The following is a 17,808-nucleotide window of genomic DNA, read 5'->3' on the forward strand; positions in this document are numbered from 1 at the left end:
CCGGGAGTGACCGAGGGCCGGGGAGTGAACAGGGGCCGGGGAGTGTCCGAGCGCCGGGAGTGACCGAGCGCCGGGAGTGTCCGAGCGCCGGGAGTGTCCGAGCGCCGGGAGTGACCGCGGGACGGGAGTGTCCGCGGGACGGGAGTGTCCGAGCGCCGGGAGTGACCGCGGGACGGGAGTGTCCGCGGGTCGGGAGTGTCCGAGCGCCGGGAGTGACCGCGGGACGGGAGTGACCGCGGGACGGGAGTGTCCGAGCGTCGGGAGTGACCGCGGGACGGGAGTGACCGCGGGACGGGGAGTGACCGCGGGACGGGGAGTGACCGAGCGCCGGGAGTGACCGAGCGCCGGGAGTGTCCGAGCGCCGGGAGTGTCCGAGCGCCGGGAGTGTCCGAGCGCCGGGAGTGTCCGAGCGCCGGGAGTGTCCGAGCGCCGGGGAGTGTCCGCGGGCCGGGAGTGACCGGGAGCCGGGAGTAACCGAGGGCCGGGGAGTGACCGGGGGTCGGGAGTGTCCGGGGGTCGGGAGTGTCCGCGGGCCGGGGAGTGTCCGCGGGCCGGGAGTGTCCGCGGGCCGGGAGTGTCCGCGGGCCGGGGAGTGAACAGGGGCCGGGGAGTGCTCCGAGGATGCCCCTTACGAACTCCACAACCCTTATTTGAGCAAAATAGCTACTCTTAGATAAACTAAAGAATTCCAGACGCTTTATTTCAGATAAATGACCAATATTCCGCCAACATACTGCTCAATAACGCCAATAGAGTTCGTTTATTCGCCCCAAGCAGCCTTTTTTCCAGCTTTAAGCATCATACAGTTCGTTAGAATGAAAGCCTGTTTCTATAGGGGGCCGAGTCGCTCAAGATAGGATCTCGCTTCCCTCCGTAACGCTGAATTTCAGCGTTATCTCACCCGAAAAGCTGCGCAGCGGGGCTCTACTCTACCTATAACGCTGTTTTTCAACGTTACAGCCTTCTCTTTCTGCCCACTTCCCTCCGTAACGCTGAATTTCAGCGTTATCTCACCCGAAAAGCTGCGCAGCGGGGCTCTACTCTACCTGTAACGCTGTTTTTCAACGTTACAGCCTGCTCTTTCTGCTCGCTTCCCTCCGTAACGCTGAATTTCAGCGTTATCTCACCTGAAAAGCGGAGCAGCGGGGCTCTGCTCTACCTGTAACGCTGTTTTTCAACGTTACAGCCTTCTCTTTCTGCCCACTTCCCTCCGTAACGCTGAATTTCAGCGTTATCTCACCTGAAAAACGGCGCAGCGGGGCTCTACTCTACCTGTAACGCTGTTTTTCAACGTTACAGCCTTCTCTTTCTGCCCACTTCCCTCCGTAACGCTGAATTTCAGCGTTGTCTCACCCGAAAAGCTGCGCAGCGGGGCTCTGCTCTACCTATAACGCTGTTTTTCAACGTTACAGCCTACTCTTTCTGCCCACTTCCCTCCGTAACGCTGAATTTCAGCGCTAAAAACCTAGCCTGCAGCCGCAGGCTAGGTTCTATAAAATTTGTTGTGTTCGGAAGTGATCATACGATGAATCGGCAAGCTATATGAGCTATATGTGCTTATTCCCGCCAACTTCGCGGTTTATCTTGTGATAAGACCACAGAATGTTTGAGACGCATTCAAAAATTTTCATGTGTTAGACAAGATCAACGCACCATATGGCCCATTCGAGTCATACTAAGTTCAATCTTTTCTAGATATAGTTACTGGTGAGCCACTATAAAGGGGAGGTTTTGAGAATGACGGGTGCAAGATAAAGCTTATCAGACGCGTTTGACATAATTATCAAATCGGCATATTATATGAATATGTACTCATATATTCATGAAAGAAGGTTTGACTAATGAATGAATATCGCGTAAAGGGCCTTTCTTGCGGTAATTGTGCGATGGGGCTAGAACAGCAGATCAAAAAACTGGCATACGGTGAAACTGCAACACTTAGTTACAATTCTGGAAAGTTAAAGCTTGATTCACGTGTCTCTTTCCCAGATGTAGAGCGAATTCTTAAATCAGATAATGCTTTTATTGATCGTACTCATGATCATTCTCACGATCATGATCATAGCGGCTCTCACAAGCATCATGATCATGGTCATGGTCACGATCATGGTGATGGGCATACACATAGTCACGAGCACGGCAGTTCCAAAAAAATAATGATACTTCTCATTGTTTCAGCTGTTATTTACGCCGCTGCTTTTATTTTCGGCAATCAATTAAACGCTACTCTACAGATCAGCATGTATGTAATTGCCATCCTATTAAGCGGATACTCAACTTTTCTAAAGGGGCTTAAAAACTTATTCGCGTTCCGGTTTAATATTGATACGCTAATGACGATTGCCCTTATTGGCGCTGTTTCGATTGGTGATTGGAAAGAAGCCACGCTTGTAGCCATTCTCTTCGGTCTGAATGAATTGCTGGAGGGGCTAGGCATGGAAAAAGCACGCCGGTCCATGGAGACGTTGCTCAAAGTAGCGCCAAAAGAAGCCCATATATTGAACAACGGAATTGAGTCCGTTGTTCCCATTGCCTCTTTAAAGGTTGGCGACTTAGTCATCGTAAAGCCAGGCGAGAAAATCCCGTCCGATGGTACGGTAACAGCTGGAAAAAGCTCGGTCAATGAAGCTGCTATTACAGGAGAATCATTACCGGTTGAAAAGTCCACAGGAGAACCCGTTTTTGGAGGGAGCATTAATAACGAAGGTGTACTTCATGTTACTGTAGATAAGGCATATAAGGATTCATCATTGGCTAAAATATTGCATCTTGTTGAAGAAGCACAAGAAACAAAAACACCTACGGAACTGTTTATCAATAAGTTCGCAAAATATTATACCCCGATTATTATGGCTGTATCTGCCCTTGTCATTTTAATTCCCCCCCTTTTACTTGGTGGTGACTGGAGTAAATGGGTTTATCAAGGCTTAGCCGTCTTAATTGTAGGCTGTCCATGTGCTCTTATTCTATCTTCTCCAATTGCCATCGTCTCGGGTATTACCCGAAATGCACGCAACGGTATTTTGATAAAAGGCGGCGTGTTTCTAGAACAACTAGGTAAAATCGACACGCTTGCTTTTGATAAAACAGGCACTTTAACCAAAGGCGAGCCGCATGTTGAACAAACCATTGTGTTTGACGAAGAACGGTTCCTTATGGTCGCGGCATCCATCGAGAAATCCTCCTCACACCCTCTAGCCAAAGCAATCATGAAGAAAGTTAACGAAAGTACGATGGATGTTCCAGCACCTGATGACATCCAAACCGTTTCTGGCCGTGGTGTCGAAGCTCGTATTCATGGAAATCAATACTGGCTAGGCAATGAAAAAAATATGGAGCATATTGAACTGTCTGCTGACATTCAAAAGCAAATTAACGACCTTAAAGAGCAAGGGCTGACACTTGTCTTAGTGGCCGATACTCAGCGAGTTCTCGGCATGTTCGGAATAAGCGATGAAATCCGGGAGGAAAGTAAATCTGTCATCGAAGAACTGCATAGAGCAGGTATCAAACGTACCGTTATGCTAACTGGCGATCATCAAAAGACTGCCGAGAAAGTAGCCAACTTGGTAGGTGTGACAGCCTATTATGGCGGCCTTCTCCCCGAAGATAAAGTAAATAAAATTAAAGAGTTAGCGACAACTGGCCGTGTTGCGATGATTGGCGATGGCATCAACGATGCCCCTGCCCTGGCATCCGCTCAGCTTGGCATCGCGATGGGGAAAGGAACTGACAGCGCCATTGAAACTGCGGATATCGTGCTCATGCAGGATCATTTGGGCAAACTGCCTGAAGCTGTATCTATCGCAAAAAGAGTTAATTCCATCATCCGTTTTAACATCTCAGTCGCACTTGGATTAAAACTTATTGCTCTGCTGCTTACGATTCCTGGATTGCTTACATTATGGATTGCTATTTTGTCTGATATGGGAGCAACTATCTTTGTTACACTAGTCAGTCTCACGATACTGATACAAAAAAAATCATAAACAATACTGTTTTAAAAACGGGCATATAGGAGAACGACTATTCGATGATTTATGTAACGGAAACCCTGTTATACATCTGCTTTTGCATCATCACTGGAGCGCAAATCCTAAGTCTAATCCCTCCAGATAAACGTCCCTCAATCGAAATACCGAATTGGTTGATCATTTTATGCACAGCTGGCATTGCGCTCTTATCTTTTGCACCTGTGTTTAAGATCATTGACTTTTTTGCAAAGGACTTTGGGGAAAGCTATTGGGTTATAGGTAAAGGCGTTCTTCTCGATTTTAAAATGGGGCATGCATGGTTATATACGCTCTTTTTCTCTTTTGCCGTCATTTTTATTCGTATACTGCGCGGTTCCAAGAAAGAGCCTTTAGTGGATATAATCGGCTTAATTTTCACTGTAGGGCTGATTGGAGCTTTTGGCTGGGCAAGTCATTGTGCATCCAACTTTGCCATAAAAGGATTTCTTACTCACAGCTCTCACTTTCTTGCTGTCTCTGTTTGGATAGGCATCTTGATAAGTGTTGCTTGGTTCTCGAAAGATCAGCAGCATTGGCAGACTTTTTTCAAATGGTTTAGCCCGGTTGCATGGATTTGTGTTTCCGTAACCATGGTGGCAGGACTAATTCTAATGAAATTTATTGTGCCTGAGTATCTGAATGCCTGGATGATAACGTATGGTCAAACCTTGCTAATCAAACATGTATTGATTATTCCGCTATTAGTTATCGCCTTTATGAATGGATTCCTAACAAAGCGCAAATTCTTATCCTATCCAAACTACGACCCAAAGCCTTGGCTGCGAGTTGAAAGTATTATGGCCATTTTTGTTCTGTCGGCTACATCAGTAATGGGACAACAAAATCCGCCTCATGAACTAAGTATCGCAAACACAATAAAACTAACCCAACCATCCCGTTTATTCACAAGTTTTAATCAACTCCCCGCTGATTTTATCGTTAAAGTCGGCGTTAATGCATGGAGTATTGCTCTCATACTTCTGGCCGCCCTACTGGCAGCTACGATGCTCATCGTATTTATCAAAAGACAGAAAGCGTCCCTGAGTGTCATCTGTATGGGTCTGATTCTTGCAGTAGTCACCTATGCGGCAATCATGGTAAGTGTCATATAAACAAGTAGCAGCTAGACTACAGCAACCATCAGAGCCATATATCCAAAACTAACAAAAAGCAACGCCGCAACAAACGGCCACAATAGTCTCTGTTTTCTCCAAGCCCACAACAAACCAGCAATTAGTGAAAGGAAAGCCGCGGCTGTAAGGCTCAAACTAATTGCGTTAGGAACGATATTAAGGTCTATCCCACGGTTCAAATCATAACCAGTAATAAACATAAACAAGGCAGAAGGTGATCCTTCTTCAAGTAATTCATTAACATCATCGTGAGGGGGCGCTTGCTGCCCCATAAACGCTGTTACTGCCAGCAATAAGATAACAACTATACTTTCTACCCTAAGCCATGACAAGGTCTTAACAGACTCTTTACGCAGCAAGAACGAATTAATAAATGCCACTGCAATAATTGGAACAATTAATAAGTGCTTAATAAGCATTGCTTGTCCGTAAGACGTAATCCATGAGCCTACATACTGCGGAGAAAGTCTGCTCATTAGAAGTAACCCCGCCAAGATTGCAACTATTACACACACAATGGCTAGAGGTGTGAACCACCTGAGGAATGCTGTCCAATTTCGTAGTTCAGACGTGCACCAGCCAATAACCAGCATAACCCCAATCCAAACCATTGCACTGATAAAATGAACCGTATGTGCTGCAAACCCAGCCCATCCATAGATCGAAGCCGAATGACTGGCATATCCGAATGTGATGAGTTGAATAGCTGTTAATATCGGGATGGCCATCCACTTATATCTTAGTACTTTAGAATTCGGCTTTAATCCCAAAAAATATAACATAGCCATAGCCGTAATGACTGTAATAAACCAAGCCTTTCCTACATTGTAGTCACCTAGAACTGTAAAAATAAGATACGAAAGCTCGTAATCAAGATTTACATTATAGAAAATAATGAGCTTGATAATCTGCAACGAAGATAATGCAACAATCCCGGTTATAACCCACGTCAATGCATTGTCTGAAACACGATACCGTGGTTTTTTATTTTCTGGAACAAGAGCAAGCACACTTACACCTGTTAATATGGCAAAACAAACATAGAGCAGCGCCTCAGAAAAAATGTAAATCAACTACTTTTTCCTCCTAGCAATCATCAGTGCAACAAGTGCGATAATCATTACTGCCCCGATACCGACCCAAATCAAATAATTATTTGATGCCGGTTTAGCTTTCGCTGGCTCAGGTTGCGACTCCTCTTTTGTTGTTGGCGCATTTGAAGGTGAGGGTGAGTTAGAAGGCTGAACTGACACTGATGGCATAGGAGTAACTATCAATTCGGTTTGAGGCTGTTTCACTTCTGCCCTTTTCACACTAAAGGAATACTTCCCTTGAATGGGGTGTCCATCCTCACCGACAATCGTCCATTGAACCTCATAACTGCCGTTTGCCAGTGGTTGATTCAGTTGTCTCGTCATTACCTTTTCTTTCAGCGTAACATTAGCTAATTTTACTTCCTGCTTGTTAGTATCGAACAACTTGAAAGTACTTAAATTCTCAAGCTTGCCTTCAAAAGTAAGCGTAATTTCTTTCAGCTCATCTGTAACTTCTATGCCTGCTTTGGGATTTGAACTTTCAAGTCCAGTATGAGCAAAGGCGTTTCTGGAAACCATCATAGTTAAACTGAGAAGCAAAACACTTATCATTAGTAATTTTATAAACAACTTATTTCCATGAATAATAGACATAGGTTTTCCTTGCCTCCAATAAATTTAATTTTTCACTACTCCTCAGTTTCCTCACTGCGCTCGATCCGGTACCAACTGAAAATTATGCCACCTATTGCAACAGCAAAAGCTCCTTCCTGAAAGATCTTCATAATAATGCCTCCCAATTGTTGGTCAGCCAATGGCGTTAAAAAACTAAAAATTTGATGAGCTTCCTTTGTGCTGCTATAGATGAGATCATCAGCAAAAATCATCAGCGCGCAGGCTGGATATAACAGTAAGCCATTCAGTACAACATAGCCGATCTTTTTCAAATGATTCAAACGATCCAGTTCAGGCTCTGGACATGTTACAGCAAACCACATCAGCATTGCCGAAAAAAATAAAATGACGTGAGATATGTACATAACCATGGGATGTTCGCCTGACATAATGACATCATAAATGATTGGAAAATGATAAAAAGACAGCAGAACATTGAAAACCACAACCGATACTAAAGCATTCGTCATTACAGGAAGAACCAATTTTCTTATTTTTTCGGAACACATAGCTCGGAACAACCAAGTTGGAATTCCCATCCATAACAATGGCGGAACTACAAAATAAAGAATAGATTGCTGAAGCATATGTGCACTAAACATGTGATGCGCAAGCATGCTTATCGGACTTCCAAGTGCTAATCCCCCGGTTATAATCCCAACAATAAAATAGAATTTTTGCTTCGAAGAAACCCGCATACCCTCTTTAAAGTTTGCATAATAGTGCCCCGTTAAGAGCAAATAGCTGACTATGACAATTAAGGCAATAATCCAAGTTTTTAGTTCCCAACCATGTAATATTGACATCATGCTGCTCATTTCCAATCCGTCACACCTCTTCCCCCTAAAAAACTACAAAGCATCGTTTTTAACTTTAAAATACAGTGCTACTATTGTCAACACGATAAATGAATATGTGCTAATATGTTCAATAATTTGAGAACAAAAAAAGAGGCTATATTAGCCTCCAGAAAATTTCCGAACCTGAACATATATCCTCGCATTTAACTACAGCTAAATAATACGATTGATGTGAAGAGGATTCCCACTGCTATTGATGACCACAACGCCTTCTTTGAACAATACGCTACATCTAATTGCTCTTGTAAATCTAATACTTGCTTCAAACGATAATTGACTGCCGTTTTCCCAAAATCAGCTGTCATAGGTAACATCCTTGTGCTGCTTTGGGCATGATTAATCATTTTCACTAAGGCTGAGGCAAAATATGTCTTATCTCTCATTTGCTCTATGGCATAGCGGTCTGCCAGAAGCTCTATCCAAATCGAGTAATAGGCCGTTAATCCTTTTAACATTGGGACGTACATCATCACATGCGATAAACGCCTCAGAAACCATTTTTTCACTGGGTGATAATGAATTCCGTGATAAGTTTCATGTAAAAGTACAGCTTTCAATTCATTATCTGAGAGTGATTTTACAAGACCGCTTGAAATAATTATCCGAGGATTAATTATACCTGAAGTTAAAGCGAACAGCTCCGCATCATGAAGCACTGAGATCGGAAAATGCAATTCTGCATATTTTAGATTCAAAAGTTTAGTAAGGTCCTTGCTTAACTGATGTTTAATAAATCGATTCCATTGGTATTGACGGTACATATCCTTTATTCCGTATATCATAAGGGACACAAAAGTAAATAAAGCTACTAACACTAACAAGGATTCCCCTATTGCATGACCGTATCTGAAATCAAACCAAATATCACTCGTAAACTGCAGCAAATTAGGCATCCAACTAACATCTTGTATATGATGAAATAAGGCCCGTATCAATAAAAAAAATAAGGCAAATACTACGATCGAGTAAAGAGTGAATGTCTTATTAGCTTGATTTAGTGTTGTCATCGCTATTCCTCATTTTGGCCTCTTGCAGCATCTGTTCTACTTTTCTCAAAAGATCGGGGTCAAGCTCTTCCACAACATCCATCATATGTGCAACGACAACTTCGCCGAAATCTTTGATGAGTCCTTCCGTAACATTTCTGGTTTGTTCCATGATAAAATCTTCTCTGGACACCATAACCTTAAAATGGGCAAGTTTATTCCGCCCTCTTCCAGCTGCTTGCTTATCCAGTATCCCTTTATCAAACAGTCTATTTAAAACCGTCATGATTGTGTTTACGGAGTAAACCTGTTCAGACTTTAAACTCTCGCGTAGTTGCTGAACATTCATCCAGTCTCCTGACTCCCACATCAGCTCCATGATCAAAGATTCCAGTGAGCCCAGAAAACGGTTTACACCTTCCTCCTCCATGCGATAGCCCATTCTTTTCATGACCTTATTTCCCCTTTAATCGTGTTTCACATGCTGAAGCATCTGTACGAAAATTTGCTCGATATGACCATCATCTAGTGAGTAAAATACTGTCTTTCCAACTTTACGCCGTTTAACGATCCTCAGATTACGAAGGTATCTCAACTGATGGGAAATAGCGGATTGGCCCATTTCTAGGACTTGAGCGATATCGTGAACACAGAGTTCTTTATTCAACAAGGTGTAAATGATTTTGAGTCTTGTGGGATCCCCAAGCGCCTTGAATACTTCTGTTAATCCTGTAACCGTTTGATCTGCTAACATTTGTTCTTTCAATACATCAATATTTGAAGTTCCATTACAAGTATCTTCACATTGATCTTGTACAGGTTTTGACATGATTTCTTCCATAGTCGCGCTCGCTTTCTGATGATAATTCTTACGATTTACTTTTCATTATAACAGAAAACATTTTTTTTTACTCCCACCATCATTGGCACTACTACTCCAGTATAGACGCTCTGAGCCTTTTAGGAAAATTTTTGACAGCCATATCGTATGCATGAAAAATATATCCTAAAAAATCGAACCTTTTTTTGATAGAGAGACAATATAGTGTGTAAGCTGCTTACTCAGGAGGGCCCTCTGAATGCAAAATGACTATATGTACCAATTACTTATAAAAATGAAAGATGGTGATCAACAGGCGTTTCATACGATGTATGATGCCACCTATCAGGACATCTACCGGACTGTCTCCTTTCTAGTGGATCATCAACAGGATCGGGAAGATGTTATGAATGAGATCTATATGCAAATGTGGACCTCACTTGCTAACTACGATACGAACCGTCCTTTCCACTTCTGGCTGCACGGCTTGGTAATTCGTCAAGTGCAGAGATTTCGGGTCAAGAGCTGGAGGAGATTCCGAATTTTTGAACGCATCTGTGCCTTCTCTCGGGAAGAGTCTTATTGGGATCCACCTACTGCTTTGATGGATGAGACGAATCAAATGATATCGCAGTCAATACGAAAACTGACCGACAAACAGCGAGCAGTGATTATCTTCCGCTTTTTTCACGACTATACGCTTGAGGAAATTGCGACATTGCTCGATATTCCGCTGGGTACAGTCAAGTCCAGATATCATGCTAGCCTCCAGGCGCTTCGAAAAAACTCGGGGAATCTCCTCCCGGAAAGGATGGAAAAGATCAATGACTATTGAACGCAGAATCTCTGAACATCTGCATAAAGAGGCAGAAACTATGGAGTGCCCTCCGGCCATTTCCAAACGAATAGAACAATCCTATTCTCACTATTTGCATCGAAAAAGGAGCGAAACAACCATGAAAAAACGATTAATTGGTGGAATAGTTGCTGCTGCGCTTTTGATTCCAACCGCAGCCTTCGCGGCCCCTACTTTGATTGAAATACTTACTAGAACACCAATGACTGCTGAGCAAGTCAAGGTCGATGAAGTTGGCAAAGCAACACTCGCAAAGCTGTATAGCGCATTTCCCGAAACAAAATCGTTTGAGATTATCGAAGCGAGCAGCGTTCAAGGTGTCCAAACAAGCATCATACTGCAGGAAAAGGGAGGAACCGGCAAAAAGTTTACCCTTCATACAAACGCTATTTCTGGTGAGATTGAACACGTGAATCAAGAGAATTGGGAGCCACAGGTGAAGCCGCTCATTACTTTAACCAATCAGGAAATCAAGGCAAAGGTGGATTATCTCATTGATAAAATGTATGGCAATATCAAAGAGTACGAGTTTGCTATGCAGCAAATGGACAACCCTGATCAAAAAACGTTTATATTGAATTACACCAAAAAGGGAGCAAAAACACCATTCTACCAGGTATTTGTTCAAGGCAATACAATCAGTGTTTCTCTAATCGGTGGTAAGACTACACCTTCAAACGTTAAAGTAGAAGGTTTATTCACTACAAATGGCAAGCCTGATTATTTTGCTGATGCCTTTTTAAATGATGCCAAACTGTTTGCTTTACTAAAAATTAGCCCAACAGAATTAAAAGAAGAATTAGCAAAAGGTAAATCTGTTGTGGAGATTGCAGCATCTAAAAATGTCTCTAAACAACAAGTGATTGATGTCATTGCAAAAACACAGGTTGATGGACAAATTCAAGGTGAAAATAAGGGTGATGTTCTTAAAAACAATCATTCAAATGAACAAATGTTAAAAGAAATTGAACCAAAAGTATTACAAATTATTGAATACAAAACTGAAACAACATCGAAGAAATAACATGCCCCCGTCATAAATAAAATCCAAAAAGGTTGCAACCCATAGAATTAGGTTGCAACCTCGTTATTTCCTCTTTTACAATCCAAAAATGGCATCAATCACGGGCTTCGTCGTGCCGCCTGGATACATGATATATAACAAAATGTAAACCAACACGCCCGTTGGCGCTGTCAGCAACCATACAATAGCTGCGACTCGCCCTATTTTCTTGTGCTTCAAAAATTTCTTTTTATAAGCAAACCATAGCGTCACCAGTCCAAGTACCCCACCAATTGTCGCTAAGGTTATATGGAAAAACAGGAACAAATGATAAGGCAGCTTCAAACTTTCAGGTCCGCCGAATGCCGTGTTTCCTTCAAATAACGTGCGTGACATATATATGATGAAGAATGCCAGTGCAAAGATAGCGCCGAAAACCATCAACTTTTGATGTGTTTCACGGTGCCCTTTGACAATATGGTACCAGCCGAAACCGACAAATATAGCACTGATGACGATAAACATCGTAGAAATCGTAGGTAGTATGTGCATCATCCTAAATCCTTTCTCTAAGCGCGATTCCAATTCCCGCCTTGATTATTCATGCCCTCTTGATTCTCTAACGCTTCCAACTCAGCATCTTCCTTACGTTCTCTGCGGTACCATCTAAAAAAGATATAAGCCAGTGTCGCGCCATAAACGATCTCTTGGATGATCTTCATAATAACGCCGCCTAATTGCTGATCGTCTAGTGGAGACAAATGTGCAAAAGGAACGGTTACATTCGCATACATATCATAAATGACGGAATCGGCGAAAATGATGAGGGCACAGGCAGGCGTGAGCAGAATGCCATTCCCAAAAATATAAGCCATCTTCTTGAGATCATTCAAGCTGTTGAGCTCCGGAATTGGACAAAAAACAGGGAACCACATCATGAAGGCCGTAAATAGAAGTACCGAATGGTAACCTAGCAGCGCCAGATCATTTCGCATTAAATTATCCATAACCAGTGGCATATGATAAATCGAAAAGAGCATATTGAACAAGAAAAGAGCAATCAACGGCCTGGAAAAGAAGGAGAACAAGCCGCGGAACACAACGTTCCTCATCAGAGGCCGCAATACCCAGGCTGGAGTCCCCAACCAGATACAGATCGGGACAATCAGGTAAAGCACTGTTTGCTGCAGCATATGCATACTGAACAAATAATGATGACCAATATAGTTGATCGGACTACCCTGACCTATGTAAAAAAGTACAAGTCCGGAGTAAAAAGTGAGCTGCTGTACGACCGTAACCGGCTCGACCTCTGCAGACTTCCCATTTCCTTTAGCGACAAAGCGACGATAAACATATCCGACAACAACGACCACCAACAGTAAAACAGGATTCCACATCTCGAAAAATCCGCCAATTTGGTTCATACGTGTACGCTATCTCCTTCCAACGGTAGACTCCTGGTAAAAAAAGAGGAGGCACTTTGTCTAGACAAAGTTGCCTCTTCCTGATTACTTACCACCACACCCAATATACGGCCATAATAACACAGGTCAGTGCTACGAAAGCTCCTCCCGCGATGAATATCAGCGGGAATAAGTGTCCTCTTTCTTTGGCATGCATCCAGAATAACAACTGGATAACTGCTTGAACGATACCCAAAGTAACGATAAAGATTAAGATAAACGAACGATCCAGATCTCCGTAAAGCACGACAGCGAATGCCAGCATCGTGAGTAGAATCGAGACGATGTAAGACAAGTAATGGTTCAAGGGTGATTCATGCTTAACACGTTTAGGTGCAGATGTATCATGAGTATTGCTGCTCATCTTATTGACCCACCTTCCCCATCAGATAAACGACTGTGAAGATAAATACCCACACTAAGTCAATAAAGTGCCAATATAGTGCGGCAACATAAAACTTAGGTGCAGTAACAATGGTCAACCCTTTTTTCAAGCCTTGCAGAACCAACAAAGTGATCCAGCAAATACCGAACGCTACGTGAGCTCCGTGGAACCCAACCAACGTATAGAAGGAAGTCGAGAAAGCACTTGTCGTGAACTTGTGACCTTCGTGCACATATTCAACAAACTCATAAATCTCAAGACCCAAGAACGAAAGACCAAACAAAACCGTAACAACTAACCAGCCTAACAATTGACCTAGTTTATTTCTATGCATCGCGATAATGGCGAATACACTTGTCAAACTACTTGTTAAGAGGATGAACGTAGACCAACCAACTGTTTTGAGTTTGAATATTTCTTGAGCTGTTGGGCCATCAGGAACAGAGTTCCTAAGGGCAATGTACGTTGCGAATAGACAACCGAATAAAACAACTTCGGCACCAAGGAATAGCCAGAAACCAAGGACCTTATTCTTCCCTTCGAGGGTAGCCGTTTCCGGATTAGCAGGCAGTGCGCCCGTGTGATGAGTACTCATGCCCTTCCCCCCTTGTCATCTTCCAGTTCTTCCGGCTCAATATGCCAACCGTGGTCGTCATATACGGAACGCAAGAACATGGCAATAAATGTAACGATAATTCCCGCGGCAGCTACATAGTAGTTTTTGTACATGAAACCAAAACCTGCAATGAACAAGCCAACGGACATCACTAGCGGCAAGATCGATGCGGACGGCATGTGAATCGAACCTACAGGTTCTGCTGGCGTCATCTCTTTGTTTCCTGCCATTTTTTCTTTCCAAAGTGCATCTAATCCGCGAACAAGCGGCGTTTGTTTGAAGTTATATTCTGGTGCAGGTGAAGGAATCGCCCATTCCAATGTACGGCCATCCCATGGATCTGCAAGAGCCGTTTTTGGTTTTCTTTGTGTAGCAATAATGTTGATCAGGAATACCAAAGTACCGATACCCATCAAGAATGCACCTACAGTGGAAACTAAGTTACCTACTTCAAGATCGTGTCCAGGCTGGTACGTAAAGACACGACGCGGCATTCCCATTAATCCCAAGAAATGCTGCGGGAAGAATGTCAGATGGAAACCGATGAAGAATAACCAGAAATGCAATTTACCCAGACCTTCACCCAGCATGCGACCAAACATTTTTGGCCACCAGTAGTACAGACCTGCGAACAAACCAAGGACTAGACCACCAACGATAACATAGTGAAAGTGAGCTACGACAAAGTAAGTGTCATGATACTGAAAGTCAGCTGCTGGAATCGCCAGCATAACCCCAGTTGTACCACCCATTACGAAAGTCGGAATAAATGCTGTAGCGAAAATATTCGCTGTTGTGAAACGAATTTGACCGCCCCAGAGCGTGAACAACCAGTTAAAGATTTTCACACCTGTCGGTACAGCAATCGCCATTGTCGCAATCGCGAAGATGGAGTTAGCAACAGGACCTAAACCTGCTGTAAACATATGATGGACCCAAACCATGAAGCCCAAGAATCCGATCAGCACAGTAGCGAAAACCATGGAGCTGTAACCGAAAAGACGTTTTTTGGAGAACGTAGAAACGATCTCTGAGATGATACCGAAAGCTGGAAGAATCAAGATATAAACTTCGGGATGCCCGAAAATCCAGAATAAATGCTCCCATAATACGTTGTTGCCGCCACGGGCTGCATCGAAGAATGCACCACCGAAAACACGGTCAAACATGAGTTCAACAAGCGCAACCGTAATTGCAGGAAATGCAAGAACGATCAAACCGGAAGTGATGAAAGCTGTCCAAGTGAACATTGGCAAACGCATATATGTAAGACCAGGTGCACGCATGTTAATAATCGTAACCAGGAAGTTAATCCCCCCGATTAATGTACCGATACCGGCAATTTGCAAACCAAGGACATAGAAATCAGTACCCTGCAAATTGTTCTCTATCGTCTGACCCCAGCCGGTGTCCAGAATGGTGGATAATGGAGCGTATCCCGTCCACCCTGCATCCGGTGCGCCACCCAAGAACCAACTTGTGTTCATCAGTATGCCGCCCGCGAAGAACAGCCAGAAACCAAGAGAGTTAACGAATGGGAAGGCAACGTCCCTAGCACCAATTTGTAGAGGAACGATGGCATTCATGAAAGCGAAGATAACCGGCATAGCCGCAAAGAAAATCATCGTTGTTCCGTGCATCGTTGTTAATTGGTTGAATGAATCTCCGATGAAAATGTGTTGATCTGGGAATGCAAGCTGAATCCGGATCAGGATAGCTTCAAGTCCCCCTACGAGGAAGAAGAAACCGCCCGCTAGTAAGTACAGGATCCCGATTTTCTTATGATCGACTGTTGTGAGCCAATCCATCAATCCGGTGTGGTGTTTTTTTACTGGATGTGCGTGTGCCAACGTATTAACCTCCTTTACCTGAGAAGTTTATTTCAATGTCTGTAAGTATGAAACAATATCTTTAATCTGAGCGTCGTCAAGCTTCCCGCCTGCTTCTTTACCAAAAGCCGGCATTTTGTTGCCTGGTTTTTGGTCTTGCGGATCTTTGATCCACAACGCCATGTTTTCAGGAGTGTGTTCCAGGATACCTGCAAGTGTATCGCGATCTGCAAAACCTTTGAGGTTTGGAGCAACACCAGGACCGTTCGCATTAACAGCATGACAAGACATACAATTCTCTTTGAAAAGTTCTTCACCTTTCTGCGCAGTTGCCGGCACAGTAACAGGTGCTTTCATTTTGGCGACCCAAGCGTCGAAATCGGCTTCTGACTTGGATGCAACCGTAAAGTTCATCAAAGCATGTGAGGCTCCGCAAAGCTCCGTACACCTTCCCTGGAAGGTTGCGATTTCATCGGCTTGCAAATAAAGCGTGTTCGTGATCCCAGGATTCGTATCGACTTTACCACCAAGCGACGGTACCCAGAAAGCATGAGCTACGTCAGCGGAAACAAGTTCGAAGGCAATAATTTTATCCTTAGGCACAACAAGCTCTTGAGCTGTAGCAATACCAAGATCCGGATATTCAAACTGCCACCAGAATTGATGCGCAGTTACTTTAACATGCACTGCAGCTTTATCCTTCGTGTAATTGGTCGAATGCTTAAATGTGTAAGATACTGTAGGCACCGCAAGCACTAACAGTAAAAGAATCGGGACAACCGTCCAGATAATCTCAAGCACATGGCTTCCTTCAACCTGTTTAGGTATGCTGTCATCGCCCGCTTTTTTGCGGAAGCGAATTAAAACATACACATAAATTGCAAATACGACAATTACGACAAAAACCATGATAAAGAGACTTAATTTCATTAGGTACAACTGCTCGGAAGCAACAGGCCCTTTTGGCTGTAAAGCAGACAAGGTTGGGTCTCCACACCCGGTTAGCAAGAACGTCATCACCGCTATTAGGGGTAGCAGACGCCACAACTTTTTCATTCCACTCATTGTATCAACCCCACTTTTAAAACATTATTTTTACCACGAAGGCCATGCCCATGTCAATTCACTTTATTAACTATAAATTCGTGAAAAGTTTTTGTCAATCGCTGGAGGGAAGTTCACAAATTGTTCTTAAACCGCTCTATGACGATATATTTTCCCTTCATGGTTATTTCCATACAACCACCTCTTTATGCACGAATGACTATATTTGCGAAGACGAATAAAAGTACGGAAACATCCCATCCTAAAGACATTACACACTATATGGGAGGTCATCTCAGATGCTTAGGAAGTTAGGTTTTCCGATTTGTGGAATGATATTCCTCATGCTCGCATTCAGTGGTTGTGCAGAAAAAGGAAGAGAGTATGGGAAAAGTCCCGACCACACGAATTTTGGCGCCCCTGTCGAAAAATCAGATGAAAACGAAAGAGCGTATCAAACCCAGCAGCTTTCTGGACCTGTCACACATAACAACACGAAGCTGGACTACAGCCAGTTCCTTTCTAACCAGCTTAATGCTATGAATGGCGTAAACACCGCTATTGTGATGACTACCGATCAGAATGCTTATGTGGCTCTTATGATTGACAGCAGCGCCGTCGGTACGAAAGGGACAACGAAAGAAACGAATAATCAGGGAACAAATAAAGGCTTTTATAACGATAGCGCTCCTTTTGATGATTATTTGCCCTCTAACGAATTAAATAATGGCTATAACAATTATGAAACAGCCGTTCATCACGACCTGTTATCCCACCGCTTCAAACAAGCGATGGCGGAGAAAATTCGCCTCCTGCAGCCCAACATCATGGATGTGTACATCTCAGCCAACCGTGATTTCCTTAATCAAATGAATAGCTTCGCTCAAGAAAGTTGGAAAGGGAATTCCCTCATGCCTTTACTGCCCACTTTCAATCAGACCGTTACCCGCGTTTTTGGTACTGCACAACAACTGCCTAATAAATAGAAGGAAATGGATTTTTCAGCGAATTACTTCTATTTATAAAGTAGTTATTTACTGCTTGTTGGCCGGCTCCTGTTTTCATTTGTCTGGCATTCCTGTACAATG

The 17,808-nt window shown here is 43.4% G+C and carries 17 protein-coding genes; 5 read left to right on the forward strand and 12 right to left on the reverse strand.

Going from position 1 to position 17,808, the window contains the following annotated elements:
• The first annotated feature begins 1,841 nt into the window (after positions 1–1,841).
• Together LOZ80_RS26835 and LOZ80_RS26840 are read left to right on the forward strand one after the other, a co-directional pair.
• Positions 1,842–3,989 (forward strand): heavy metal translocating P-type ATPase, encoded by a 2,148-nt coding sequence (locus LOZ80_RS26835; RefSeq protein WP_238167535.1) that lies wholly within the window; start codon positions 1,842–1,844, stop codon positions 3,987–3,989.
• A 44-nt stretch (positions 3,990–4,033) separates the two neighbouring features.
• A complete protein-coding gene (locus tag LOZ80_RS26840) occupies positions 4,034–5,125 on the forward strand; it encodes a copper resistance D family protein (RefSeq protein WP_238167536.1) in 1,092 nt (363 codons plus the stop codon).
• A gap of 11 nt (positions 5,126–5,136) precedes the next feature.
• Here LOZ80_RS26840 and LOZ80_RS26845 read toward each other — a convergent pair whose 3' ends face one another.
• The 6 genes from LOZ80_RS26845 to LOZ80_RS26870 all read right to left on the reverse strand — a co-directional run bounded on the left by LOZ80_RS26845 (position 5,137) and on the right by LOZ80_RS26870 (position 9,530).
• Positions 5,137–6,219, reverse strand: coding sequence for a copper resistance D family protein (locus LOZ80_RS26845; protein ID WP_238167537.1), 1,083 nt, complete (start codon positions 6,217–6,219; stop codon positions 5,137–5,139).
• Positions 6,220–6,834 (reverse strand): copper resistance CopC family protein, encoded by a 615-nt coding sequence (locus tag LOZ80_RS26850; RefSeq protein WP_238167538.1) that lies wholly within the window; start codon positions 6,832–6,834, stop codon positions 6,220–6,222.
• A gap of 35 nt (positions 6,835–6,869) precedes the next feature.
• Entirely contained in the window at positions 6,870–7,673 is an 804-nt protein-coding gene (locus LOZ80_RS26855; RefSeq protein ID WP_238173128.1) for a cytochrome c oxidase assembly protein, read from the reverse strand.
• 185 nt (positions 7,674–7,858) lie between these two features.
• Complete coding sequence (locus LOZ80_RS26860) at positions 7,859–8,722, reverse strand: M56 family metallopeptidase (protein ID WP_238167539.1); 864 nt, start codon at positions 8,720–8,722, stop codon at positions 7,859–7,861.
• Positions 8,700–9,152 carry a BlaI/MecI/CopY family transcriptional regulator gene (locus LOZ80_RS26865; protein WP_238167540.1) on the reverse strand — a complete coding sequence of 151 codons (453 nt, stop codon included), beginning with the start codon at positions 9,150–9,152 and terminating at the stop codon, positions 8,700–8,702. The genes LOZ80_RS26860 and LOZ80_RS26865 overlap by 23 nt, the downstream gene beginning before the upstream one ends.
• 15 nt (positions 9,153–9,167) lie before the next feature.
• The gene (locus LOZ80_RS26870) at positions 9,168–9,530 is read right to left on the reverse strand and encodes an ArsR/SmtB family transcription factor (RefSeq protein ID WP_189014740.1); all 363 of its coding nucleotides are present in this window, start codon (positions 9,528–9,530) and stop codon (positions 9,168–9,170) included.
• 250 nt (positions 9,531–9,780) lie between these two features.
• Here LOZ80_RS26870 and LOZ80_RS26875 point away from each other — a divergent pair, with 250 nt between their 5' ends.
• Both LOZ80_RS26875 and LOZ80_RS26880 read left to right on the forward strand, forming a co-directional pair.
• Positions 9,781–10,356, forward strand: coding sequence for a sigma-70 family RNA polymerase sigma factor (locus LOZ80_RS26875; RefSeq protein WP_238167541.1), 576 nt, complete (start codon positions 9,781–9,783; stop codon positions 10,354–10,356).
• Complete coding sequence (locus tag LOZ80_RS26880) at positions 10,346–11,401, forward strand: hypothetical protein (RefSeq protein WP_238167542.1); 1,056 nt, start codon at positions 10,346–10,348, stop codon at positions 11,399–11,401. Before LOZ80_RS26875 ends, LOZ80_RS26880 begins: the two co-directional genes overlap by 11 nt.
• 75 nt (positions 11,402–11,476) lie before the next feature.
• Here the strand turns inward: LOZ80_RS26880 and LOZ80_RS26885 are convergent, their stop codons facing one another.
• From LOZ80_RS26885 to coxB, 6 genes are all read right to left on the reverse strand, one after another.
• Positions 11,477–11,932 (reverse strand): DUF420 domain-containing protein, encoded by a 456-nt coding sequence (locus LOZ80_RS26885; protein ID WP_189014603.1) that lies wholly within the window; start codon positions 11,930–11,932, stop codon positions 11,477–11,479.
• Between the two features lie 17 nt (positions 11,933–11,949).
• Positions 11,950–12,807, reverse strand: coding sequence for a cytochrome c oxidase assembly protein (locus LOZ80_RS26890; RefSeq protein WP_238167543.1), 858 nt, complete (start codon positions 12,805–12,807; stop codon positions 11,950–11,952).
• Positions 12,808–12,895: 88 nt separating this feature from the next.
• On the reverse strand, positions 12,896–13,210 hold the full coding sequence (locus LOZ80_RS26895; RefSeq protein WP_189014599.1) for a cytochrome C oxidase subunit IV family protein: 315 nt from the start codon (positions 13,208–13,210) through the stop codon (positions 12,896–12,898).
• Position 13,211: 1 nt separating this feature from the next.
• Positions 13,212–13,826: a cytochrome (ubi)quinol oxidase subunit III gene (locus LOZ80_RS26900; RefSeq protein WP_238167544.1), complete on the reverse strand. Its 615-nt coding sequence runs from the start codon at positions 13,824–13,826 to the stop codon at positions 13,212–13,214.
• Positions 13,823–15,655 (reverse strand): cytochrome c oxidase subunit I, encoded by a 1,833-nt coding sequence (gene ctaD, locus LOZ80_RS26905; RefSeq protein WP_443147084.1) that lies wholly within the window; start codon positions 15,653–15,655, stop codon positions 13,823–13,825. Before ctaD ends, LOZ80_RS26900 begins: the two co-directional genes overlap by 4 nt.
• Before the next feature lie 69 nt (positions 15,656–15,724).
• Complete coding sequence (gene coxB / locus LOZ80_RS26910; RefSeq protein WP_238167546.1) at positions 15,725–16,741, reverse strand: cytochrome c oxidase subunit II; 1,017 nt, start codon at positions 16,739–16,741, stop codon at positions 15,725–15,727.
• A gap of 278 nt (positions 16,742–17,019) precedes the next feature.
• Here coxB and LOZ80_RS26915 point away from each other — a divergent pair, with 278 nt between their 5' ends.
• Positions 17,020–17,706, forward strand: coding sequence for a hypothetical protein (locus tag LOZ80_RS26915; RefSeq protein ID WP_238167547.1), 687 nt, complete (start codon positions 17,020–17,022; stop codon positions 17,704–17,706).
• Positions 17,707–17,808 lie beyond the last annotated feature (102 nt).

The organism is Paenibacillus sp. HWE-109, from assembly GCF_022163125.1.
Taxonomy (GTDB): Bacteria; Bacillota; Bacilli; order Paenibacillales; family NBRC-103111; genus Paenibacillus_E.